The sequence below is a fragment of the Variovorax sp. Root318D1 genome (genome assembly GCF_001424835.1).
Taxonomy (GTDB): Bacteria; Pseudomonadota; Gammaproteobacteria; order Burkholderiales; family Burkholderiaceae_C; genus Variovorax.
The window spans coordinates 257,338-280,466 of sequence record NZ_LMCQ01000003.1 but is presented as its reverse complement, the minus strand read 5'-3'; the positions used below and the strand labels follow the sequence as shown (position 1 = coordinate 280,466).

Sequence of the window (23,129 nt, the reverse complement as noted above, 5' to 3'; positions counted from 1 at the left end):
CCCTGCCGGCCGAAATTGCTGCGCTGCAACCTGCACTGCCAAAAAACCGCTTTCGCTTCATGGAACACCAGTTGGATTGGGCACTTGCCGCCTGCGCCCGCATCTTGCGGCCGGTGGTCAGGCTCGCCCTGGCCATGGGGGTGAAGCACCCGCATCTGGAAGTCCTGCTGCGTGACCTGCTGCTGGAAGAGGCCGCGCGCTCCTGGCACAAGCAGGGGGTGCCCAAGCCCAACATCAGCCAGCTGTCCATCACGACCGGGCTCAATCGCAAGGCCGTGACCGCGAAGGTCCGCGAGACTGTGGACGCCCTGCCCCACACCGAACTGTCGGCCGCGGCCAAGACTTTCACGCTCTGGCTGCAGCTGGTGTCGGAAAACCAGGCTTTGCAGCGCCTGCCCATCACTGCCAACGCGGCCGACGCGCCCTCGTTCGAAACCATGGCCAGGCTCGGCAGCCGCGGCAACGTCCACCACCGCACCATCCTGGACGAGCTGGTGCGCCTGAACATGGTGGCCGAAGAGGACGGCTGCGCCGAACTCAAGGTCGACGGTTTCGTGCCGGTCGACGACCTGCAATCGATGCTGGCCTTCCTTGGGGACAATGGCCGCGACCACCTGCTGGCCGCGGTGTCCAACACGCTCGGCGAGGAGCCGCGGATGCTCGAGCGCGCGGTGTTTGCGCGCGGCCTCAGCGTCCAGGATTGCGAAAATATCCACCAACTGGTGCGCGAGCGCTGGTCTGCCATGCACCTGGAACTGGTGGGCGAATTGACACGCGCGGTCGACCGAGCTCCGAGCGGCGCCAAGGGGCGAATCCGCGTCGGGATCTACACCTACCATGAAGACGAGGCGGTGCCGAATGCGCCGGCCGTCGTTCCCCCGCGGGAAGAAGAAAGAGAAAGTACACAATGAAGACCCACTACCGATGGATGCGCGGCATCCTCTTTGCCGGAGTGATGGCCCTGTTGCTTTCTTGCGGCGGAGGCAGCGGCGGGAGTTCCTCGGGGAGCCTGGGCACCCTCAGCAGCAGCTCGTCGGGCACCGGAATCGGCAGCTCGGCCGATACGGGCACGGGCGGCTCCGGTACTACGGGCAGTGGCAGTACTGGCACCGATGGCACGGGCACCGCCGGCAGTACCGACGGTACGGGCGGTACCGACGGCACGAGCACCGCGGGCAACGGCAGCGACGACGGGTCGGGCGTTGGATCGGGTGGTACCGGCGTGAGCACCGCCGACGCTACCGGCGTCGGTTCGGTCGGCGGGCTCGGCAGCATCATCTTGAATGGCGTTCGCTACAACACCGACACCGCAACCACCAGCCTCGAAGACACCACCGAGCTGCAGATCGGCATGAGCGTGCGCATTGCCGGCAAGATCGACAGCGAGTTCACCGCCGCCACGGCGCAGCAGGTTGAATCGGCTGCCGAATTGCGAGGCGCCATATCGGCCATCGACGTGACGGGCGGCGGGAGCTTCGTGGTCATGGGGACCTCGGTCACTGTCGACAATGCCACCGTATGGAGCGGTGCGAACAGCCTCGCCGATGTCGCGGCCGGCTGCGTGGTGCAGGTCTGGGGCCTGCCTTCGGCGCCGGGCACGTTGCGGGCTACGCGGGTCGAGCTGAAGCCAGCCTTGGTCGAGCCGCTGGCGACAGGCATCGTGCAGAACCTGGACAAGACCGGACAGAGCTTCACGCTCGGCCAGCTCACCGTGCAGTACAACAACCAAACCGTCTTCTCCGGCGGCATCGACGCGTCCACACTGGCCGAAGGCGCCATCGTTCGCGTGCGCGGCAGCGTGGCGCCGGATACGGGCGTCTTCAACGCAACCAAGGTGCAGGGCTGGTATGCGGTGCCGAAGCGGGATGCCGCAGCCCTGCAGCTCGCAGGCGTCATCACCAACTACGCCGGGCCCAATGCCTTCACGGTGCTCGGCATGCCGATCGATGCTTCCAATGCTCAAGTCACGGGCGGTCCCGCGAACAACCCATGGAATTCGATCGGCAACGGCGTCAAGGTGGAAGTCGACGGCTTCATGACCAACGGCGTGCTGGTAGTGAAAAAGCTGCGAATCCGCAACATTCCAGGCACGGGCGGGCCGGTGGTTTTCACTGTCATTGGCCCGATTGCCCACTATCAATCTGCGTCCGAGTTCATGGTGAAAGGACAGCGCGTGAATGCCGGCGGCTCTGGAACAGTATTCGAAAACGGTACGGTCGCCGATCTCGCCAATCTGCCCCCTGGCCGTCAAATCGCTGTAGTTGGCAACGCCGTGGTGGACGGCGTTCTGATCGCGCAGACAGTCAGCTTCCTCCCGCCATGACGAGGTTCGCCGGCCCAGAGAGCCCGAACTCCGTCTGCGGAGACCGCACCTGAGCCGGCTTCAGCGCACCAGCAGCACCGGCACTGCGCAGCGCGCCAGCACCTTCATGGCGACCGAGCCCAGCACGAGGTTGGTCAGTGCGCCCTGCCCGCGCGACCCCATCACCACGAGGTCGAACTTTTCGTTTTCCGCAAACGCGGCAATCTCGTCCGCCGCGTGGCCGACCTTGTGCGCAAAGTTTGCCTCGATGTCATGCGCAGCCAGCGTGGCGCGCACCGGCTCCAGCACCACGCGCGCCTCGTCTTCGTAGTAGCCGTGCACGAGGTCGGGCCCCGCGAATGCAGCGGCCCGGTGCGGTACCGGAAGCACCGCATTGAAGACCGTGAAAGCATGGCCCGCGTGCGACCATTCCTTGTGCGCGGCCAGGTAATCGAGCATGCGCGTGGTGTATTCGCTGCCGTCAACGGCAAGGAGAATTTTCATGGTGTCCTTCGGTGGGCCTTGTTCGATGGCCGGATGTTCGCCCCTGGCAGGAGGGGCGCGCCTTGCGCCAGATCAAGCCTCTGCGCCCAGCCCGATCGGCGCGGGCACGATGTTCACGATGCGGCTGAAAAGCGCTTCATATTCCCGCTCCGGCGGATAGCCGGTCAGCGGATCCCGGTTGCGGCCGAAGGCCTCGTCGAGCTCGCGCCAGTCTTCCGCGGTCAGCACGCGTTCGGCAAGCGGCAGGATTTCGCGCTCTTCCAGCGCCATGTGGTTCAGGTAGAAATCCACGTATTGCTCCACGGCGCTCTCGAAGGCTACGCGCCGCGAGTCGCCCAGCATTTCGAAAGCCAGCAGCGCGTGCTCGACATTGCGGATCTTCCGTTCGCCCCATGCGTGGTCGTTGTCGAGCCGGTCCATCAACTCGCGGGATATCGGCGTCCTGGCCCGCAGCTTCGGAAACAGCAGCTCGCTTTCCTTGCGGTGGTGGCGCTTCTCGGGAAATTCGTCCACGTAGAACAGCATGGCCCGAAGGGACGTGAAATCGGGCCGCGTGCCCTTGCGGCGGTGCTGCTCGAGCAGCATGACGATGGAGCGCAGCATGGCGGCCAGCGCCGCGTGCTCCTGGCGAATGATGCGAATGGTGGCGTGGGTCATGAACGGCTCCTGTGCGTCCCCGAAGGGTCTCAGGTCCAGCGCCGTCCGGGGTTGCGGCAGATCAAATGGGGGGCATTCCGCTGATTGCTTTCGCCCTTGCGGCGACGCATTCTCTTGATCGGCATCAAGCAGCGTCCCGCGCCCGTCCGGATACTGGCTGTATCAACATCTCAAGCAAAGCGAGGACAACCATGTACCAGCGAATTCTTGTTCCTGTCGATGGAAGCTCGACATCCGCCCACGGCCTGGGCGAGGCGATTCGCCTTGCCAAGGTCACCGGAGGCCGCCTGCGCTTGATGCATGTCATCGACGAGCTTTCCTTCGCCCTGGCGATGGATGCCTATTCCGGCCATTCAGGCGACTGGCTCCGCGAACTGCGCGACGCGGGCACCCAGTTGCTCGAAGATGGAAAGGCAAAAGCTGCCGCGGCAGGCGTCGAGGCCGACGCGGTGCTGTGCGACAACTTCAGAGGCGCCGTTCCCGACCGGGTCACGGCCGAAGCGGCTTCGTGGTCCGCGGACTTGATCGTCCTGGGAACGCACGGACGCCGCGGCCTCGGCCGCATGGTGATGGGAAGCAGCGCCGAGCACATCCTGCGAAGCGCCAACATTCCAGTGCTGCTGGTGCGGGCGCCCGAGGTGCACGCCAAGGCCGAGGCGGCGCGCTTCACCCTGCCTAGCGGCGCCGTCGCCAGCGAGTAAGCCGGCGGGCGCGGCCGCCCTACCCGTCCAGCGGCACGCCGCCGCCAAAGCGGCTGGTCCACTGGTCCCACAGCTCCTGCTGAACCGCCTTGGCCGTCTGCTGCCAGGCGGCAAGCATTCCGAGCTGGATCTGCTGCGCCTGCAGCGCGCTCGTACCGCAGGCCGCCTGCCAGTCGAGCAGCGATCGAAGGTAGGCATCGGTCCATGCCGATGCCAGCGGAACATTGCTGTCCATGTGTTCTCTCCTTTGTTCCTGAAGGTAAATCGTGCAAGCAGGACGCTTGCACGTTGCCCTTCAGCCCATCATGTGTCCCCGGGGCCGGCAAGCTTGTCTGCAGCCCGTCAAGCGTACGAACGCAGGCGCCTGGAGAACTCGGCCAATGGCGCGATACCGCTGGCCTCGGCACGCTGGCACCAGTCCTGCAATTGCCTGACGAGCTGTTCGCCCGTGGCGGTGGAACGGCTCCAAAGCGCAGTCAGTTCACGGCGCATCGAATACATCGTATCCAGCGCCTGCGATCCGCGCAAAGCCATGGTGAGCCGCATGCGTCGCGATTCGTCGAGCATGCGCTCGTCCTTGGCCAGCCAGCGCTTGACGGACTGCAGCGAACGGGCTTCGTCCGGCGACAGGCGGCGCAGCCGGCCGAGCTCTTCCACGTAAGCCTGCTTCAAGGAGCGCGCGTAGCTCGAAAGCACGTCGTAGTGGCACCGGATGACCGCCTGCACCGTTTCCAGGTCGACGGCGGGCTTGGGCGCCGCAAGCCGCGGCGTCGGCGCCACGTGCTTCACCATGGCAAGACCGAACGCCTGCAGCACACGGATGTAGAGCCAGCCGATGTCGAACTCATACCACTTGCTCGACAGCTTGGCCGAGGTGGGAAAGGCATGGTGGTTGTTGTGCAGCTCTTCCCCGCCAATCAGGATGCCGATGGGCGAGATGTTCGTGCTGGCGTCTGGCGCGGGCCAGTTGCGATAGCCCCAATAGTGGCCGATGCCGTTGACCACGCCGGCAGCCCAGAACGGAATCCACGCGATCTGCGCAAGAAGAATGAGCCCGCCCGGCACCACGCCGAAGAGCGCCATGTCGAGCAGGCCCATCAGCACGATGCCGAGGATCTTGTGCTGCGAGTAGAGCTTTCGTTCGATCCAGTCGTCGGGCGTGCCGTGGCCGTAGCGCGCAATGGTCTCGGCCTTGTTCGACTCGCGGATGTAGAGGAACACGCCGCCCCACAGCACTCGGTTGATGCCCAGCACCTGCGGGCTGTGCGGGTCTTCGGGCGTGTCGCATTTTGCGTGGTGCTTGCGATGCACCGCGGCCCACTCCTTCGTCACCATGCCCGTCGTCAGCCAGAGCCAGAAGCGGAAGAAATGGCTCGCCACCGGATGCAGATCGAGCGCGCGATGCGCCTGGTGACGGTGCAAAAAGATGGTGACCGAAGCAATGGTGACATGCGTCAGCGCCAGCGCCACGAGCACCACGGCCCACCATGGGAGATCGAAAAAGCCCGAGAAGAACAATGTTTGCATGAGTGCCTTTTGGCCTTTTGAACAGTCGCGGCATTCTGCAAAGCGGCCGGTGCGGGGACTTTGATGCAGGTCAAGGTCGCGGCCGCAGGTCCGCCGCAAGATCGATCCAGGCGCCATCGGGCGGTTTGCAGGCATCGCGCTTGCCGCCAGCACGCACAGGCCATGGGGTTTCATGCGAGGTGCGTTGACAACCGCGATGGCCGGCTCAAACTCGCGAGAAGCCCGTTGCCGCGCGCCCCACACGTGCTAATTTTTTGAAAGGTTTGAAATGAACCCCGATATTCAACTCAGGCACGAGGTATTCGCCCAGCTGAACTGGGACCCGGCGGTGTTCGGGTGCGACGTCGACGTGCACGTGAAAGATGGCGTGGTCACGCTGCAAGGCAAGGTCGCCAGCGAAAGCCTGAAGCTCGCGGTCGAGCGCGCCGTGCGACGGGCGGAAGGCGTCTCCACCATCGTGAACAAGCTCACCGTGGCAGCGGATGCGGCCGACTGCGCGAACGGCGCCGAACTGCCGGGCGTCGAAAGATGAAAGCGGCGGCGGAACAAGCCGACTTCGCACTGCTCGACGCCTGGTGGCGGGCCGCCAACTATCTGTCGGTGGGCCAGATCTACCTGATGGACAACCCCTTGCTGCGGGAGAAGCTGAGCCTTTCGCACATCAAGCCGCGCCTCCTGGGCCACTGGGGCACCACGCCGGGCCTCAACTTCGTCTATGCGCACATGAACCGGGCCATCAAGGCCCGCGAACTCGAGGCCCTGTTCATTGCCGGGCCTGGCCACGGCGGGCCGGGCGTGGTCGCCAACACCTACCTGGAAGGTACCTACAGCGAGGTCTACCCGGACATCGGTCGCAACGCAGAGGGCCTGAAGCGGCTCTTCACACAGTTTTCGTTTCCGGGCGGCATTCCGAGCCACGTGGCACCCGAAACGCCGGGCTCCATCCATGAAGGCGGAGAGCTGGGCTACTCGCTGCTTCATGCCTTTGGCGCTGTGTTCGACAACCCCGGCCTGCTTGCTTGCTGCGTGGTCGGCGACGGCGAGGCGGAGACCGGCGCGCTGGCGGCCAGCTGGCACTCCAACAAGTTCTTGAACCCGGCGACCGATGGCGCTGTGCTGCCGGTGCTACATCTCAACGGCTACAAGATTGCCGGCCCCACGGTGCTCGCGCGCATCGGCGACGAAGAGCTGGCGCAGCTGATGCGGGGCTACGGCTACGAGCCCGCATTCGTCTCCGGGCACGAACCCGCGCAGATGCACCGCCTGATGGCGGCCGCGCTCGACAAGGCGCTGGACGACATCCACGCCATCCAGCAGCGCGCCCGCAACGACGGGTTCCGCGAACGCCCGCGCTGGCCGATGATCGTGCTGCGCTCGCCCAAGGGCTGGACCGGGCCGCGGCAGGTGGACGGGATTCCGGTAGAAGGCACCTTCCGCGCCCACCAGGTGCCGCTGACCGGCTTTGCCGGCAAGCCGGAGCATGTCGGCCTGCTCGAAGACTGGATGCGCAGCTACCGGCCCGAGGAACTGTTCGATGCCCATGGCGCGCTGCGGCCCGAAATTGCCGCACTCGCGCCCGAGGGGCCGAGGCGCATGAGCGCCAATCCGCATGCCAACGGCGGCCTGCTGCTCAAGGACCTGGCCATGCCGCTCTTTCGCGAGCACGCGGTGGCGGTGGCCAAGCCAGGCGCAACTGACGCCGAAGCCACGCGCGTTGCCGGCGAATTTCTGCGCAATGTGATGCGGCTCAATGAGGACGCGCGCAACTTCCGCGTGATGGGCCCCGACGAGACCGCGTCGAACCGGCTCGGCGCCCTGTTCCAGGTGACCGATCGCACGTCGACCGCCGAGATACTCGAAGGCGACGACCACGTGTCGCCCGACGGCCGCGTGATGGAAGTGCTCAGCGAGCATCTTTGCCAGGGCTGGCTCGAAGGCTACCTGCTCACCGGGCGGCACGGCTTCTTCTCGTGCTACGAGGCCTTCATCCACATCATCGATTCGATGTTCAACCAGCATGCCAAGTGGCTCAAGGTGACTCGTGGCATCGGCTGGCGGCGGCCGATTGCATCGCTCAACTACCTGCTCACCAGCCATGTCTGGCGGCAGGACCACAACGGCTTCAGCCACCAGGACCCCGGCTTCCTCGACCACGTGGTCAACAAGAAGGCCGAGGTGGTGCGCGTGTACCTGCCGCCCGATGCCAACACCCTGCTCTCGGTGGTCGACCACTGCCTGCGCAGCCGCAACTACGTGAACGTGATCGTGGCCGGCAAGCAGCCCGCCCCGCAGTGGCTGGACATCGAATCGGCGGTGCGCCATTGCACGGTCGGCCTCGGCATCTGGACCTGGGCCAGCAATGACACAGGCGCGGCGCCCGACGTGGTGATGGCCTGTGCGGGAGACGTGCCCACGCTCGAAACCATGGCCGCGGTCGACCTGCTGCGCGAGATGCTTCCGGACCTGAAGGTGCGCGTGGTGAACGTGGTCGACCTGATGGCGCTTCAGGCGCCGAATGCCCATCCGCACGGCCTTTCGGATGCGGACTTCGACGCCATCTTCACCACCGATCGCCCGGTCATCTTCGCGTTCCACGGTTATCCCTCGCTGATCCACCGGCTGACCTACAAGCGAACCAACCACGACAACTTCCACGTGCACGGCTATCAGGAGGAAGGCACCACCACGACGCCCTTCGACATGACTGTGCTCAATCGGCTCGACCGCTTCCATTTGGCCGCCGATGCCATCGGCCGCGTCGAGCGCTTTCGCAACAGCGCGGGCCATGTGCAGCAGCACCTGCGCGACAAGCTGCTGGAGCACCGCGCCTACATCACCGTTCACGGCAAGGACATGCCGGAGATCTCGGACTGGCGCTGGAAACGTTGACCCTTGGGCATGCACCAAAGGCATGCGCCGCCGGGGCGTGCGTGCTACGCTTCCACGGCTCCAACAATGCCGTGGCGTTCGCGCCCCACTCCATGCTTTCCGAATGACATCCGCCTTTCACATCGCGGTCCTCGACGACGAGGTCGACATCACGCAACTGCTGGCCGGTTACCTTCAAAGCCACGGGTTCCGGGTGACCCAGCTGCACAACGGCGCCTCGCTGATGGCTTTGATGGGCACCGATCCGGCTGACCTCGTGCTGCTCGACCTGGGCCTGCCTGGAGAGGACGGTTTTTCCATTGCACGCCGCATGCGCGAAAACTGGCGCTGCGGGCTCGTCATCGTCACCGGCCGCGGCGATGCTGTCGACAAGGTCGTGGGCCTGGAGGTAGGCGCGGACGACTACGTCACCAAGCCCTTCGACCTGCGTGAACTGGTGGCACGCGTCAAGGCGGTGCTCCGGCGCCTGGCGCCCAGCGATACCGCGGACGCATCCCTGCCCGCATCCGCACCGGCTGCCCCTGCCGCTACCGACAAGCTCCGTTTCGCTGGATGGCAGCTCGATGTCGCCGCACGGAGCCTGGCCAATCCGCAAGGGCAGAACGTGGCGCTCACCGGCGGTGAGTTCGACTTGCTCTGTGTTTTTGCGCGGCACCCCGGCCGCGTGCTGTCGCGCGACTTCCTGCTCGAGCAGACACGCGGGCGCGAAGCCGCCCCTTTCGACCGCACGATCGACGTGCAGGTCGGGCGGCTGCGCAAGAAGATCGAAGCCGACGCGGACGATCCGCAGATCATCAAGTCGGTGCGCGGCGCCGGCTATATCCTGGTTCCGCCCGTGGCTCGCGGGTGACCCGATGAACCCTCCCTCTTCTCCCTCCGTCGGCGCGTTGCCGAGGCTGCCCTCGGGCGTCGAAGAGAGCAGCGTCTTCCGCTCGCTGTTCGTTTCCTACCCGGACTCGCTGCTGCTGGTCGACCAGGCGGGCGGCATCGTGTTGGCCAACCCTTCGGCGGCCAAGCTGCTGGGCTATGACGTCGATGAACTGGTGGGCGTGAACGTGGACGTCTTGGTGCCCGACAGCATCCGGCCGCGCCACGCCGCCTATCGCGAAGCCTATGGCCAGGCGCCACGGCCGAGGCCCATGGGCACGCAGATGGAACTCGTCGCCAAGCGCAAGGACGGCAGCGAGGTGATGGTCGAGATCGCGCTCAGCCCGCTGCAAAGCCAGGGCTTGCCGTTCGTGGTGGCCGCCATCCGCGACATTGGCGCCTACCCGCGCGTGAAGCAGGCGCTGCAGCGCGCGCGCTACAGCGACTACCTCGCGCAGCTGGGCCGCCTGGCCGTCGACACGCGCGACCTGCAGGTGGTACTCGACCACGCGCCCGCCATGGCCGCGGAAGCACTGGAAGTCGAAGTGGCCATGGTGCTGCTGCTGGACGACAGCCGACTTGAATTTCGCGTCGCTAGCGGCGTGGGCCTTTCGCCCAGCGAAGAGATCGGCGCGCGCATTCCGAGCCACGCGAACACACCGCCCGGCTTCGTGTTTGCAGAGGGCGCGCCGGTGGTGGTGGCCGACTTTGCAAAGGAGCGCCGCTTCGCGGTGCCGCAGGCTTACCTCGATGCCGGGCTGGTCAGTGCGCTGGCCGTGCCTTTCTATGACAGGGGCCGGTTCATCGGCGTGCTGACCGTGCGCTCGCGCGAGGCCAAGCGCTTCGGCGACGAGGAGCTCCGATTCCTGGAGTCGCTCTCGAACCTGCTGGCCACCAGCTTGCAGCGCGTGCAGACCGAAGAGGCGCTCAGCCACGCGCAGCGGCTCGAAAGCGTCGGCCAACTCACCGGCGGCATTGCGCATGATTTCAACAACCTGCTCACCGTGATCCAAGGCAATCTGCAGGTGCTCGAAGAACTGCCCGCCATCGCGAACGATGGCTACGCCCAGCAGCTGGTGGGCGCGGCGGCGCGGGCCTCGCGGCGCGGCGCAGAGCTCACCGGCAAGCTGCTGGCCTTCTCGCGCCGGCAGATGCTGCAGCCCCATGCAGTGGACACGCATGCCATGCTGCACTCCCTGGCCGACATGCTGCGGCGCACGCTCGACCAGCGCATCGGCATTTCGATCGACAGCGCACCGAGCTGCCCGCCAGTGCTTGCCGACCCGGGGCAGCTCGAATCGGCGTTGCTGAACATTGCAATCAATGCGCGCGACGCCATGCCCGACGGCGGCACGCTGCACTTTCGTACCGAGGCCTGCAGCGCGCTGCCGCCGGAAGTGCACAACGAGCTGAGCGACCGCGATGCGCACGGCAGCTTCGTGGCCATTTCGATCACCGACAGCGGCACCGGCATGACCGAGGAAGTGAAGGAGCGCGCGTTCGAGCCCTTCTTCACCACCAAGGAAGCCGGCCGCGGCACGGGCTTGGGCCTGAGCACGGTCTACGGGTTCGTGAAGCAGTCCAAGGGCGCCATTGCCATCGCCACCCGGCCGGGCGCCGGCACCACAGTGACGCTCTTCCTGCCGCAGCCGAATGAAGCCGCCGCCCCTGCCATGGAAGAGGAAGACGCCGAACAGGCGATTCCGCCCGGCCTGCGCGTGATGCTGGTCGAGGACGACCCTGAAGTGCGCAAGGTCGTGCAGACCTTTTTGACAACCCTGGGCTGCAGCGTGGTCGCGGCCAGCAATGCCGAGCAGGCCCTGATGAGCCTGGAAGCCGATGCGGGCTCCTTCGATCTGCTGCTGAGCGACATCGCACTCGGGCCCGGCATGCGCGGAACGCGGCTAGCAGCCGAGGCGCAGCAGCGCTTTCCGGAGCTCGCGATTCTCCTCATGTCCGGCTTCTCGTCGGAGCTGCTGGAGGCCGACCGGGAAGTGCCGCAAAGCTGGGAGCTGCTGCGCAAGCCGTACACGCGGGCCGAGCTTGCGCGTGCCATGGCAAGGGTGCTTGCGCACCCGTAGTGCGGCGCGTTCAGCGGCACCAGGCCTCGATCTGGTGGCCGATATCCAGCCAGAGCGCCTGCAGCGCCACGGCCGCAAGCAGTGCGCCAGCCAGGCGCGCGCCCCAGACCTGCGGCCCACCGCCGCCGCTCCACCTGAGCTTCTGCCAGAGCCACGGCGCAAGCACCAGCGAAAGGCCGCTGCCGATGGCGAACAGCATCATCGCAAGTCCGCCCTGCAGCGGTCCGTTGCCGAGGCTGGCCAGCAGCAGCGCCGAGTAGAGCAACCCGCACGGCATCGCAACCCACAGCGCACCGGTCGCGAGCACGCCGAGCAGCGAGCCTCCGGCCAGCGGACGAAGCCGCGCCTCGAGCGTGCGGCCGATGCGCCGCGCCCATTGCGGCTGGCGACCCGAAACGGCGAGGACCACGCCCCACGCGAACACGAATACATGCAGCAGCATCCAGAGCGGCCTGAGCGCAGCCAAGTGCGTGCTGGCCTGGGCAAGGCTGTCGACGCTTGCGGCTGCGATGGCGCCTGCCGTGGCGTAGCTCACGATACGCCCCAGGTGAAAGGCCGCCTGCGAAGTGAACGCGGTGCCGACTCCGGCAACCGCCGATGCAGAGGCCGCCGACAAGGGCACGATGCGGATCACGGCGGCCGACGCCGCACCGCACATGGCCACGCAATGCGGCCCGCCCGCCAGGCCCATCAGCACCGCAGCAGTGGCCAGCCCGGTCTGCATGTTTTCAGACCACGCGCGAAAAGCGGGTGCGGTTCTCGCGGCAGTACCGGTCGAACACCATGGCAATGGCGCGCACCACGAACCATCCCTGCGGCGTTACTTCGATGTCGTGGTCGGTCATCCGTACCAATCCCTGCGCCACCAGGGGCCCGAGCGCCGCGAACTCGGTGGCGAAGTAGTGGCGAAAGTCGATCCGGTGCGTTTCGCTCATGGCGTCGAAATTGACGTGCCCCCTGCACATCAGGGCCATGATCACGGCACGCCGCAACAGGTCGTCGCGCGAGAGCGCAAGCCCGCGAACCACGGGCAGCCGGCCCTGGTCGAGCAGGTCGTAATACGCGTCGATGGTCTTCACGTTCTGGCTGTAGGTGGCACCGATGCGGCCGATGGCCGAGACACCGAGCGCCACCAGGTCGCCGTCGGGCTGGGTGCTGTAGCCCTGGAAGTCGCGATGCAGCCGCCCTTCCCGCTTGGCCACCGCAAGGGGGTCGTCCGGCAGCGCGAAATGGTCCATGCCGATGTAGACGTACCCGGCGTCGGTGAGTGTGGCCACGGCGCGCCCGAGCATCTGCACCCGCGCCGCCGCATCGGGCAGCTCGTCCGCGGCAATGCGCCGCTGCGGTTTGAAGCGCTCGGGCAGGTGCGCGTAGGCATACAGCGCAATGCGGTCGGGCCGGAGCTCGCAGACCTGCGCCATCGTGCGGTCGAACGATGCTTCGTTCTGGCGCGGCAAGCCGTAGATCAGGTCGACGTTGATCGACTGGAAGCCCAGCGCGCGCGCCTCGGCCATCAGGTCGAACACCTGGTGCGCTGGCTGGATGCGATGCACTGCCTTCTGCACGTCGGGATCGAAGTCCTGCACGCCAAAGCTCAGCCGGTTGAAGCCCAGCGACGCCAGGTGCGCGAGCCGCGCCGCATCGACGGTGCGCGGGTCGATCTCGATGGACCGCTCGCCACCGGGAAGAAAGACGAATGCTTCGCGCAGCGTGGCAAGGAGCTGGCCCAACTCGGCATCATTCAGGAACGTGGGCGTGCCGCCGCCCAGGTGCAGCTGGCTCACGGTGGTGCCGCGCCCGAGCTGCGCAACCTGGAGCCGGACTTCGCGTGCCAGGTAGGCCAGGTATTGGGTGGCCTTCTCGTGGTGCTTCGTCACGATCTTGTTGCAGGCGCAGTAGTAGCACAGCGATTCGCAGAACGGGATGTGCACGTACAGTGACAGCGGCGCCGCCGACGCGCCCCCATCGCGCCGGCCCTGCAGCGCCAGCGCGTAATCGTCGGCATCGAAGGCGTCCACGAAACGGTCGGCCGTCGGGTACGAGGTGTAGCGCGGCCCCGCGACGTCGAACTGGCGCAGCAAGGCGGTCGACAGGGGCGCCGCGTCTGGAACGACGAGGCGGTCGAGAAAGGCGATGGAAGTCGAGGTCATTGCGGATGCTCGGGAAGGTCGCGGGACGGCGGCATGGCCAGGAGCGCGGTGAATGCGCTCGACGCCGCCGCCATGGCCCAGAAGATGAAGAAGGCGACGGTGTAGACGCCCTGGCGCGACATGCGCAGCGCCTCCCCGCCCCAGTGCAAGTCGGACGGATCGACCATCGCGAAAATCAGGATCTCGATGGCGCAGGCCAGCAGGAAGGCCGGCCACAAGACGCCGATGAGCTGGCGTGACCAAGTCATGGCCTGGCCTCGCGGCGCGGCAGCGGCACGGCTTCTTCGGGCGTGGCCGCATGGTTCCTGCCGCTGACGGCGGGCATCAGTTTCTTGTCCGCCAAGGTCTTGTTGATCTCGACGCCGCGTCGGTAATAGTCTTGCGACACCAGCGGGTCGGAGCTTCCCCACGCAACCCAGAAGGTCACGAAGCTCGCGACCACCACCAGCGCGGGCCCGGCAATCACCATCCAGAGCAGCGGATAGCGCCACCATGGTTTGTCGCCGGCCGTCTCCGTCCAATTGTTTTTTGTCGCCTTCATTTTTTGATTCCTTGCTTCAGCGCGGCACCAGGAAGACCGCTTTCTCGGACACTGCGGCCCCGCCCTCTTCGTCCCGGATGTCGAAGTGCACCGTGTGCGAGCCGGACGGCACCACGCCGTAAGGCACCTGCAGGCGCACGGCAACCCAGCGCGACTGGGCCGCATCGATCGTGACGCGTTCGTCGGGCGAGACGCTCAGTCCTTCGATGCCGTGCGCCGCGATGCGGTAGTGGCGCGCCTCCTCGGTGGCGTTCATGATCTGGAGCCGGTAGACGTTCTCCAGCCGACCACCCTCGACGATGCGGGCCAGCGACGCGCGGTCGCGCACCACGTCGACCTTCAACGGCGTGCGCGCGACCAGGCTGGCCAGGAGCCCCGCCACCAGCAGCGCCAGGATGGCGGTGTAGACCAGCACGCGCAGACGCAGCACGCGGCGCAGCAGCTGGCGGCGCGTCCATCCGGCTTCCATGCCGTTCTGCGTGTCGTAGCGGATGAGCCGCGGCGCATAGGCCATCTTCTGCATCACGGTGTCGCAGGCGTCCACGCACAGGCCGCAGCCGATGCATTCGTATTGCAACCCCTCGCGGATGTCGATGCCCGTGGGGCACACCTGCACGCAAAGCCCGCAGTCGATGCAGTCGCCCAGCGCCACGCTGCGCGGATCGAGGCCCTTGCGCCTCGGTGCGCGCGGCTCGCCGCGCTTCGGGTCGTAGGTGACGATGAGCGTGTCGCGGTCGAACATGGCGCTCTGAAAGCGCGCATACGGGCACATGTACTTGCAGACCTGCTCGCGCATGAAGCCCGCATTGCCATAGGTCGCAAAGCCGTAGAAGAAAACCCAGAACACTTCCCACGAACCCATGCGGGTCTGCAGGAACGCCAAGCCCAGGTCGCGGATGGGCGTGAAGTAGCCCACGAAAGTAAAGCCGGTCCACAGCGCGATGCCGATCCACACCAAATGCTTGAACCACTTCTTCACCAGCTTCTCGAGCGACATCGGTTCGGCGTCCAGCCGCATGCGCGCCGTGCGGTTGCCTTCGATCTTGTGCTCCACCCACATGAAGATCTCGGTGTAAACCGTCTGCGGGCAGGCGAAGCCGCACCACAGCCGCCCGGCCACGGCGGTGAAGAGAAAGAGCGCCAGAGCACTGACCACCAGCAGGCCCGACAGGTAGATCAGGTCCTGCGGATACAGCACCAGCCCGAATATGTAGAAGCGGCGCGCCGCCAGGTCGAACAACACCAGCTGCCGCTCGCCCCACTCCGCCCACGGCAGGCCATAGAACACCAGCTGGGTCAGGAACACCAGGGCCCAGCGCCAGCGCGCGAACATGCCGCGCACGGTGCGCGGATAGATCTTCTTCGTGGCTTCGTACAGGCCGACCGCGTCGCTCTCCACCGGAACGATGGGAATGATCTTGCGCGCGCCGGAGCTGGCAGCCGGTGCCGATGCAGGAACGGGGACAGGTGAATTCATGATGGAACGGCCGCGGAAGTCAGGGCCCCGCCACGGGGTTCGAAAGGCCCCAAACATAGGAAGCAAGCAGCTTGATCTGCGCCTCGGTCAGGCGGCCTTCCTGGGCCGGCATGTCGCTGTGCTTGCCGACATTGACGATCTGCACGATGGCGCTTTCGCCATAGCCGTGCAGCCAGACCTTGTCGGCGAGGTTGGGCGCGCCCACGGCCTGGTTGCCGACACCGCCGATGCCGTGGCAGGCGGCGCACACCGTGAACTTGGACTTGCCGAGGCCCGCGCGCACCGAGTCGTGCGGCGCACCCGAAAGGCTCAGCACGTAGTTGGCCAGGTTCTTCACCTCTTCCTGGGTGCCGACGGCCGCTGCCAGGGGCGGCATCACGCCGGTGCGGCCCTTGGTGATGGTCTCGGCGATCTTCTCGGGCGCGCCGCCGTGCAGCCAGTCCTTGTCGGTCAGGTTGGGAAAGCCCTTGCTGCCGCGCGCGTCGGAGCCGTGGCACTGGGAGCAGTTGTTCATGAACAGGCGTTCGCCGATGGCCATGGCCTTGGGCTCGCGTGCGACGTCTTCCATCGACATGGCGGCAAAGCTCGCGTAGACCGGCGCCAGCGCCTGGTTGGCCTTGTCGACTTCGGTGTCGTACTCGCTCCTGGTGCTCCAGTTCGCCTGCCCGCTGAAACTGCCCAGGCCCGGAAAGACCACGAGGTAGCCGACCGAGAAAAAGATGGTTATCACGAACAGGCCGACCCACCACAGGGGCAGCGGGTTATTGGATTCGCGCAGGTCCTCGTCCCAGACGTGGCCGGTGGTGTTGTCCGCATCGGAGGCCACGCGCTTGCGGGCCGTGAGCCACAGCAGCAGCATGCACCCGACGATGCTCAGCACCGTGCCGGCCGCAACGTAGTTCGACCAGAAGTTGTTGACGAAATCGCTCATCGTGGGCCCCTCTTCTTCAGTCTTGCTCGAATGGCAGGTGGGCGGCTTCGTCGAAGCGCGCGGCGTTGCGGCGGGCGTAGGCCCAGGCCACGATGCCGAGGAAAAGCGCAAAGCAAAGCAAGGTGGCGGCAACGCGCAGGGTGGTGAGGTCGGTCATGGTCGGGTGCTCCTTACTTGAGCGCGAGGCCCAGAGATTGCAGATACGCCACCGTCGCGTCCAGCTCGGTCTTGCCGCGGACGTCTGCGGCCGCGCGGGCGATTTCCTCGTCCGAGTACGGCACGCCGACCTGGCGTAGTGCGCGCATGCGGCGCGGAATGGCTTCGGCGTCGACGATGTTCTTGTCCAGCCATGGATAGGCCGGCATGTTCGACTCGGGCACCAAGTCGCGCGGGTTGTTCAGGTGGATGCGCTGCCACTCGTCGCTGTACTTGCCACCCACGCGGTGCAGGTCGGGGCCGGTGCGCTTGCTGCCCCACTGAAACGGGTGGTCGTAGACGAACTCGCCCGCCACCGAATAGTGGCCGTAGCGCAGCGTCTCCGAGCGGAAGGGCCGGATCATCTGCGAGTGGCAGTTGTAGCAACCCTCGCGCAGGTAGACATCGCGGCCAGCGAGCTGCAGCGCGGTGTTCGGCTTCAGGCCCTGGATCGGCTCGGTGGTCGACTTCTGGAAGAACAGCGGCACGATCTCGACCATGCCGCCGATGGCGATCACCACGAGGATCAGCACGATCATCAGCAGGTTGTTGGTCTCCACCTTCTCGTGGGTGAAGCCGCTGCTCTTTTGTTCAGGGTTCGGGTTCATGCGTATTCCTCAGGCGTGGGCAATGGCAACGGATGGAATCGACGCCGGAACCGAACGCCCGGAGATCACGGTCATCCACACGTTCCAGGCCATCACCAGCATGCCGCCCAGGTACAGCAGGCCGCCGGCCAGCCGCACCACGTAGAACGGGAAGGTGGCCTTCACGCTCTCCACGAAGGTGTAGGTGAGCGTGCCGTCGGGGTTGATGGCGCGCCACATCAGGCCCTGCATGACGCCCGCGATCCACATGGCGGCGATGTAGAACACGATGCCGATGGTGGCGATCCAGAAGTGCGCATCGATGGCCTTCACGCTGTACATCTCCGTGCGGCCGTACATGCGCGGGATCAGGTAGTAGAGCGATCCCATGGTGATGAAGCCCACCCAGCCGAGCGCGCCGGCATGCACGTGGCCGACGGTCCAGTCGGTGTAGTGGCTCAGGGCGTTGACGGTCTTGATGGACATCAAGGGTCCCTCGAAGGTCGCCATGCCGTAGAACGACAGCGCCACGATCAGGAAGCGCAGGATCGGGTCGGTGCGCAGCTTGTGCCAGGCGCCCGAGAGCGTCATCACGCCGTTGATCATTCCGCCCCAGCTCGGCGCCAGCAGGATCAGCGAGAACACCATACCCAGCGACTGCGTCCAGTCCGGCAGCGCCGTGTAGTGCAGGTGGTGCGGGCCGGCCCACATGTAGGTGAAGATCAGCGCCCAGAAGTGGACGATGGAGAGCCGGTACGAATACACCGGCCGTCCGGCCTGCTTGGGGATGTAGTAGTACATCATTCCGAGGAAGCCCGCGGTGAGGAAGAAGCCCACCGCGTTGTGGCCGTACCACCACTGCACCATGGCGTCCTGCACGCCCGCATAGGCTGAGTAGCTCTTCATCCAGCCGGCAGGAATCTCGGCGCTGTTGACGATGTGCAGCAAGGCCACGGCGATGATGAATGCGCCGAAGAACCAGTTCGCAACGTAGATGTGACGCACCTTGCGAACGCCGATGGTGCCGAAGAACACGACCGCGTAGGACACCCACACCGCCGCGATAAGGATGTCGATCGGCCATTCGAGTTCGGCGTATTCCTTGCCCGTGGTGTAGCCCAGCGGCAGGCTGATGGCGGCGGCCACGATCACGGCCTGCCAGCCCCAGAACACGAACGACGCGAGCGCCGGTGCGAACAACCGGACCTGGCAGGTGCGCTGCACCACGTGGAAGCTGGTGGCCATGAGCGCGCAGCCGCCGAACGCGAAGATCACCGCGTTGGTGTGCAGCGGCCGCAGGCGGCCGTAGCTGAGCCATGGAATGCCAAGGTTGAGCTCGGGCCATGCCAGCTGCGAGGCGATGATCACGCCGACGAGCATGCCGACCACGCCCCAGACGACGGACATGAGGGCGAACTGCCTAACGACGGTATCGTCGTAAGCCGCTGCGGGAGGATTGGGTTCTTGCATCGTGCTGCCTCTTGATGGACCGCAGCCAGTGTCCCCGCGCACCCCTCGGGCGGGTTTGATGCAGATCAATCGCCTTGCAGGATCCGATCGCCTTCGATCTCGATGTCGTCGAATTGACCACGCTCGATGGCCCACCACAGGCCGCCCAGGATGGCGAGCACCAGCACGACCGACAGCGGGATCAGGAGAAACAGGATGTCCATCAGCGAACCGCCTTGTTCCCGGTGTCCCCGGTCGCGAGCCGCGCCGCGTTGAGCACCACCACCAGCGAGCTCGCCGCCATCCCCAGGCCCGCGAGCCATGCGGGCAGCCAGCCGGCAATGGCCAGCGGCACGCACAGCGCGTTGTAGCCTGCCGCCCATGCAAGGTTCTGCCGCACCACGTGCAGCGTTCGCCGTGCCTGCGCGATGGTGCGCGGAATGGAAGAAAGCGCATCGCCGAGCACGACGAAGTCGGCCCGCGCACGCGAGAGCGGCACCGCGCGGCCGAAGGCGAAAGAAGCATTCGCGCGTGCCAGCGAAGGACCGTCGTTGAGGCCGTCGCCCACCATCGCCACCTGCCGGCCTTCGGCCTGCAGCCGCCACAGCACCTCCAGCTTGTCCTCGGGCGTGCAGCCGCCCTGTGCAAAGGCAATGCCGGCGCTCGCGGCGATCTCGCGGGCCGCGCTGTCGCGGTCGCCGGAGAGCAGGCGCACCGTGATGCCTTCGGCCTGCAGCGCCGCCACCGCGGCGGCAGCATCCGGGCGCAGTTCCTCGGCGAGCACGAAGCTCGCGAGCCAGCCCTCTTCGTCGCTCAAGTGGACCTGCGGCGACTCGACCTGCAGCGCCGGTACCTTGCAGTGGCTTGCCGAGCCCAGCCGCACGCGTCGGGCCAGCGCATCGGCACTCGTGCCTCGGCGCAGCAGGCCTTCGAGGCCGAGGCCTGCCAGCTCGGCGGGCTGCGTCACCTCCCATGCGGGCGGCAAGCGGAACTGGGCATTCCATGCGTGCACCAGCGCGCGGGCACCGGGATGCAGCGAGTGCGCGCCCAGTGCGGCGCCGATCTCCAGCGCATCGCCGGGGCGAAGGCCCTGCCGGCAATACACGCGCTCAAGGCGCGGCGTGTCGCCAGTCAGCGTGCCGGTCTTGTCGAAGACCACCGTATCGACCGAGGCCAGCGCCTCCAGCGCCTGCAGGTTCGAGGTCAGCACGCCGCCCCGCGCCAGCGCCCCTGCGCTCGCGAGCATGGCGGCCGGCGTGGCAAGGGACAGCGCGCATGGGCAGGTCACGATCAGTACCGCCACCGCCACCATCAGGGCCTTGCCCGAATCGACGTGCCACCAGAAGGCCGCGGCCCCGGCGGCCGACGCCAGCACGAGGATGAGAAACGGCCGCGCGATCCGGTCCGCCAGCTGGGCCAGGCGCGGCTTGCTCAGCGCGGCGCTTTCCATCAGCCGCACGATCTGCGCGAAGCGCGTGCCCTCGCCCACCGATTCGATGCGCACCTGCACCGTGGCCGAGAGGTTGTGGCTGCCCGCCAGCACGCGCTCGCCGCGCGAACGCGGCACAGGACGCGATTCGCCGGTGAGCAGCGCCTCGTCAGTGCTGGTGCCGCCGTCGATCAGCACGCCGTCGGCTGGAAACGCCTCGCCGGGGCGCACCCGCACCACGTCGCCCGCGGTCAGGCGGCGCACTGCCACGCGCTGCCAGCCGCCATCGGCTTCCAGGCGTTCGATGCTGTCGGGCAAGCGGTTCATCACGGCCTCGAGCGAGCCTGCCGTGCGGTCGCGCAGCCGCGCCTCGAGCCAGCGGCCGGTGAGGAGGAAGAACACGAACATGGTCAGCGAGTCGAAATACACCTCGCGGCCGAGCACTCCCGCGCCGTCGAAGGTGGCTGCGCTGCTGACCGCGAAGGCAATGGCGATGCCGAAGGCCACCGGCAGATCCATGCCGATCCTCCCGTTGCGCAGGTCACGCCATGCGCTGCGGAAGAACGGGCCGCACGAAAAGAAGAGCACCGGCAGCGTGAGCACCCACGAGGCCCAGCGAAGCAATTGCGCCGCGTCCGCCGTCATCTCGCCGGGCTGCGCGATGTAGGCCGGGTAGGCATACATCATCACCTGCATCATGCAGAAGCCCGACACCAGCCAGCGCCACAAGGCAAGCCGTAGTTCGCGCGAACGGCGCTCGCGCGCGGAGCTGTCCGCGGCCGGCACCAGCCGATAGCCCGCAGCCTCGGAGGCCTCGAACCAGCGGGAGGGCCGCGTCTGTGCGGCGGACCACACCACGCGCGCACGCTGGCTCGCGGCGTTGACCTGCACTTCGAGCACGCCGGGCACGTGCAGCAGCGCCGTTTCCACGGTGAGGCCGCAGGCCGCGCAATGCATGCCTTCCACGGCCACCTGCGACTCCCATCGCCCGGCGGCTTCGTCGAGCGCGCGGCCAAACGCAGTCCATTCGGAGGGATCATCGAGCACCTGCCACTCCTCACGGGGTGCCCGTGGGAACGCGGCGGCCGGGGAGAAAGGGGCGAGCGCAGCTTGCATCGGGCAAGGCTAAGGGCCGGGGCCGGGCTCTCGTTTGATCTGCATCAAGGGGCGCGCGGGGCAACGTGCCTAAGCTGGCTGCACATTTCCTCCGAAGAGAACACCATGTTCAAGCGCATCCTCGTGGCCACCGACGGCTCCACGCTTTCCAAGAAAGCCGTCACCAGCGCCATCGCCATCGCGGCCCGGAACGAGGCGGATCTGGTGGCGCTCACCGTGGTGCCGCGCTACCCGAAGAGCTACTTCGACGGCGCCATGTCCTTTTCGCCCGAGGACATCGCGCGGGTGGAAAAGCGATGGGCCGACAAGGCGCAAGACATGCTCGACGCGGTAGAGACGCGCGCGGCCGCGAGTGGCGTGCCGCTGAAGACGGCCATTGCCAACTCGGACCTGGTGGCCGAATCGATCGTCGCCACGGCAAAGAAGCACAAGTGCGACCTGATCGTGATGGCCTCGCACGGCCGCAAGGGCATCAAGCGGCTGCTGCTGGGCAGCGAGACGCAGCACGTGCTGACGCACTCCACGCTGCCGGTGCTCGTGCTGCGGTAGGCCGCAGCAAAGGCTTTTCCTCAGGCGGCCTGTACCGAGGCGTCGCCGAGCGCGTCGTTCTGCGCTTCGCTCAGCCAGCGCCGCTTGTCGCGCAGCGGCGGTGCGCCGAACATGCGGCTGTATTCGCGGGCGAACTGCGACGGGCTTTCGTAGCCCACGCTGTGTGCGGCGCTCGCCACGTCCACACCCGCCATCAGCATCTGGCGGCGCGCCTCCTGCAGCCGAAGCTGCTTCTGGTATTGCAGCGGGCTCATGGCGGTCACGGCCTTGAAGTGATGGTGGAACGACGACACGCTCATGTGCACCGCGCGCGCCATGTCCTCGATACGAAGCGACTGCGCATAGTTGACGCGCAGCGCGCTGATGGCCTTGGCCACGCGCTGGGTGTGGCTGTCCTGCAGCGCGATCTGCCGCAGCCGCGCGCCCTCCCCGTTCACCAGCAGGCGGTACATGATCTCGCGCTTGATGAGCGGCGCCATGATCGGTACGTCTTCCGGCGTTTCGGCCAGCCGCAGCAGCCGCAGCACCGGCTCCAGCACCGGCATGGCGATGCGGTTGACGTACATGCCGCGCGACGCGGGCGCGTTGGCCTTCGCGGGCAGCTTCTCGTCGCCGATGAGTTCACCGATGTCGTCGATCGCAAGCTCCAGCCGCACACCCAGATAGGGTTCGTTGTCGCTCGTCAGGCGCACCTGGCCGCACACGGGCAGGTCGACCGAGGTCACCAGGTAGTGCATCGGGTCGTACACATAGATGTCGTCGCCCACGATGATCCGCTTGGAACCCTGCGCGATCAGCCCGAGCGCCGGGGTTGCGAAGGCATGCTTGGGACCGTCTGGCTTGCTGATGCAGAACACCTGCAGCCCGGCCACCGGCGTTTCCACTGTGCCGTCCTGGCCGCGCGTGATGCGGTTGATCAGCGCGACCAGTTCCTTCCTGGCTTCGTCGAGTTGCGGGTCCAGCGGCATCGGCTGGGCAATGGCGGCAGCGATTTCGGGTGTTTCGTCGGACATGTTCAGGGCTTTGTCTGGGTTGATTCACGGCGCCGCGGCGGCGCGGAGGATCGGGTGGTTCAAAGCTTAGCGCCGCATCCGCGAATCTGCACGGGCCAGGACGGAGGTCTGGAGAAATAGGCAAAGACTTTGCAGGAACGCGCTGGCCGCCCGGCCGCCGCCGG

At 66.5% G+C, this 23,129-nt stretch carries 24 protein-coding genes; 8 read left to right on the top strand and 16 right to left on the bottom strand.

Features of this window, described 5'->3' with window-relative positions; genetic code table 11:
• Nucleotides 1–59: 59 nt before the first annotated feature.
• Together ASC78_RS05005 and ASC78_RS05000 are read left to right on the top strand one after the other, a co-directional pair.
• Nucleotides 60–911: a DUF6502 family protein gene (locus ASC78_RS05005; protein WP_055797252.1), complete on the top strand. Its 852-nt coding sequence runs from the start codon at nt 60–62 to the stop codon at nt 909–911.
• Nucleotides 908–2,323, top strand: coding sequence for a DUF5666 domain-containing protein (locus ASC78_RS05000; protein ID WP_055797249.1), 1,416 nt, complete (start codon nt 908–910; stop codon nt 2,321–2,323). Before ASC78_RS05005 ends, ASC78_RS05000 begins: the two co-directional genes overlap by 4 nt.
• Before the next feature lie 60 nt (nt 2,324–2,383).
• Here ASC78_RS05000 and ASC78_RS04995 read toward each other — a convergent pair whose 3' ends face one another.
• Both ASC78_RS04995 and ASC78_RS04990 read right to left on the bottom strand, forming a co-directional pair.
• A complete protein-coding gene (locus ASC78_RS04995) occupies nt 2,384–2,806 on the bottom strand; it encodes a universal stress protein (protein WP_055797246.1) in 423 nt (140 codons plus the stop codon).
• A 72-nt stretch (nt 2,807–2,878) separates the two neighbouring features.
• Nucleotides 2,879–3,463 carry a hemerythrin domain-containing protein gene (locus ASC78_RS04990; protein WP_055797243.1) on the bottom strand — a complete coding sequence of 195 codons (585 nt, stop codon included), beginning with the start codon at nt 3,461–3,463 and terminating at the stop codon, nt 2,879–2,881.
• Nucleotides 3,464–3,654: 191 nt separating this feature from the next.
• On the opposite strand from ASC78_RS04990, the gene ASC78_RS04985 reads away from it, so the two are divergent.
• A complete protein-coding gene (locus tag ASC78_RS04985) occupies nt 3,655–4,164 on the top strand; it encodes a universal stress protein (RefSeq protein ID WP_055797240.1) in 510 nt (169 codons plus the stop codon).
• Nucleotides 4,165–4,183: 19 nt separating this feature from the next.
• Here the strand turns inward: ASC78_RS04985 and ASC78_RS04980 are convergent, their stop codons facing one another.
• Together ASC78_RS04980 and ASC78_RS04975 are read right to left on the bottom strand one after the other, a co-directional pair.
• The gene (locus tag ASC78_RS04980) at nt 4,184–4,399 is read right to left on the bottom strand and encodes a hypothetical protein (RefSeq protein ID WP_055797238.1); all 216 of its coding nucleotides are present in this window, start codon (nt 4,397–4,399) and stop codon (nt 4,184–4,186) included.
• Nucleotides 4,400–4,506: 107 nt separating this feature from the next.
• Nucleotides 4,507–5,691 carry a DesA family fatty acid desaturase gene (locus ASC78_RS04975; protein WP_055797326.1) on the bottom strand — a complete coding sequence of 395 codons (1,185 nt, stop codon included), beginning with the start codon at nt 5,689–5,691 and terminating at the stop codon, nt 4,507–4,509.
• Between the two features lie 268 nt (nt 5,692–5,959).
• Here ASC78_RS04975 and ASC78_RS04970 point away from each other — a divergent pair, with 268 nt between their 5' ends.
• From ASC78_RS04970 to ASC78_RS04955, 4 genes are all read left to right on the top strand, one after another.
• A complete protein-coding gene (locus ASC78_RS04970; RefSeq protein WP_055797235.1) occupies nt 5,960–6,223 on the top strand; it encodes a BON domain-containing protein in 264 nt (87 codons plus the stop codon).
• Nucleotides 6,220–8,580: a phosphoketolase family protein gene (locus tag ASC78_RS04965; RefSeq protein ID WP_055797231.1), complete on the top strand. Its 2,361-nt coding sequence runs from the start codon at nt 6,220–6,222 to the stop codon at nt 8,578–8,580. Before ASC78_RS04970 ends, ASC78_RS04965 begins: the two co-directional genes overlap by 4 nt.
• A gap of 103 nt (nt 8,581–8,683) precedes the next feature.
• Nucleotides 8,684–9,430: a winged helix-turn-helix domain-containing protein gene (locus tag ASC78_RS04960; protein WP_055797228.1), complete on the top strand. Its 747-nt coding sequence runs from the start codon at nt 8,684–8,686 to the stop codon at nt 9,428–9,430.
• A 4-nt stretch (nt 9,431–9,434) separates the two neighbouring features.
• A complete protein-coding gene (locus tag ASC78_RS04955) occupies nt 9,435–11,528 on the top strand; it encodes a PAS domain S-box protein (RefSeq protein WP_055797226.1) in 2,094 nt (697 codons plus the stop codon).
• Between the two features lie 10 nt (nt 11,529–11,538).
• Here ASC78_RS04955 and ASC78_RS04950 read toward each other — a convergent pair whose 3' ends face one another.
• From ASC78_RS04950 to ASC78_RS04900, 11 genes are all read right to left on the bottom strand, one after another.
• Nucleotides 11,539–12,252: a sulfite exporter TauE/SafE family protein gene (locus tag ASC78_RS04950; RefSeq protein WP_055797223.1), complete on the bottom strand. Its 714-nt coding sequence runs from the start codon at nt 12,250–12,252 to the stop codon at nt 11,539–11,541.
• A gap of 4 nt (nt 12,253–12,256) precedes the next feature.
• Nucleotides 12,257–13,678: an oxygen-independent coproporphyrinogen III oxidase gene (hemN, locus tag ASC78_RS04945; protein WP_055797220.1), complete on the bottom strand. Its 1,422-nt coding sequence runs from the start codon at nt 13,676–13,678 to the stop codon at nt 12,257–12,259.
• On the bottom strand, nt 13,675–13,926 hold the full coding sequence (locus tag ASC78_RS04940; protein WP_055797218.1) for a hypothetical protein: 252 nt from the start codon (nt 13,924–13,926) through the stop codon (nt 13,675–13,677). The genes hemN and ASC78_RS04940 overlap by 4 nt, the downstream gene beginning before the upstream one ends.
• Nucleotides 13,923–14,219: a FixH family protein gene (locus tag ASC78_RS04935; RefSeq protein ID WP_055797215.1), complete on the bottom strand. Its 297-nt coding sequence runs from the start codon at nt 14,217–14,219 to the stop codon at nt 13,923–13,925. Before ASC78_RS04935 ends, ASC78_RS04940 begins: the two co-directional genes overlap by 4 nt.
• Before the next feature lie 16 nt (nt 14,220–14,235).
• Nucleotides 14,236–15,696, bottom strand: coding sequence for a cytochrome c oxidase accessory protein CcoG (ccoG, locus tag ASC78_RS04930; protein WP_055797212.1), 1,461 nt, complete (start codon nt 15,694–15,696; stop codon nt 14,236–14,238).
• A 19-nt stretch (nt 15,697–15,715) separates the two neighbouring features.
• Complete coding sequence (gene ccoP, locus ASC78_RS04925; RefSeq protein ID WP_055797209.1) at nt 15,716–16,627, bottom strand: cytochrome-c oxidase, cbb3-type subunit III; 912 nt, start codon at nt 16,625–16,627, stop codon at nt 15,716–15,718.
• A 16-nt stretch (nt 16,628–16,643) separates the two neighbouring features.
• Entirely contained in the window at nt 16,644–16,784 is a 141-nt protein-coding gene (locus ASC78_RS04920) for a CcoQ/FixQ family Cbb3-type cytochrome c oxidase assembly chaperone (RefSeq protein WP_055797206.1), read from the bottom strand.
• A 13-nt stretch (nt 16,785–16,797) separates the two neighbouring features.
• On the bottom strand, nt 16,798–17,430 hold the full coding sequence (gene ccoO / locus ASC78_RS04915) for a cytochrome-c oxidase, cbb3-type subunit II (RefSeq protein WP_055797203.1): 633 nt from the start codon (nt 17,428–17,430) through the stop codon (nt 16,798–16,800).
• 9 nt (nt 17,431–17,439) lie between these two features.
• Nucleotides 17,440–18,879 (bottom strand): cytochrome-c oxidase, cbb3-type subunit I, encoded by a 1,440-nt coding sequence (gene ccoN / locus ASC78_RS04910; RefSeq protein WP_055797201.1) that lies wholly within the window; start codon nt 18,877–18,879, stop codon nt 17,440–17,442.
• A gap of 65 nt (nt 18,880–18,944) precedes the next feature.
• Nucleotides 18,945–19,082 (bottom strand): cbb3-type cytochrome oxidase assembly protein CcoS, encoded by a 138-nt coding sequence (gene ccoS / locus ASC78_RS04905; RefSeq protein ID WP_055797198.1) that lies wholly within the window; start codon nt 19,080–19,082, stop codon nt 18,945–18,947.
• The gene (locus ASC78_RS04900) at nt 19,082–21,403 is read right to left on the bottom strand and encodes a heavy metal translocating P-type ATPase (protein ID WP_055797195.1); all 2,322 of its coding nucleotides are present in this window, start codon (nt 21,401–21,403) and stop codon (nt 19,082–19,084) included. Before ASC78_RS04900 ends, ccoS begins: the two co-directional genes overlap by 1 nt.
• A 105-nt stretch (nt 21,404–21,508) precedes the next feature.
• Here ASC78_RS04900 and ASC78_RS04895 point away from each other — a divergent pair, with 105 nt between their 5' ends.
• Nucleotides 21,509–21,952 carry a universal stress protein gene (locus ASC78_RS04895; protein WP_055797192.1) on the top strand — a complete coding sequence of 148 codons (444 nt, stop codon included), beginning with the start codon at nt 21,509–21,511 and terminating at the stop codon, nt 21,950–21,952.
• Nucleotides 21,953–21,972: 20 nt separating this feature from the next.
• Here the strand turns inward: ASC78_RS04895 and ASC78_RS04890 are convergent, their stop codons facing one another.
• The gene (locus ASC78_RS04890; RefSeq protein ID WP_055797189.1) at nt 21,973–22,965 is read right to left on the bottom strand and encodes an AraC family transcriptional regulator; all 993 of its coding nucleotides are present in this window, start codon (nt 22,963–22,965) and stop codon (nt 21,973–21,975) included.
• Nucleotides 22,966–23,129: the final 164 nt, after the last annotated feature.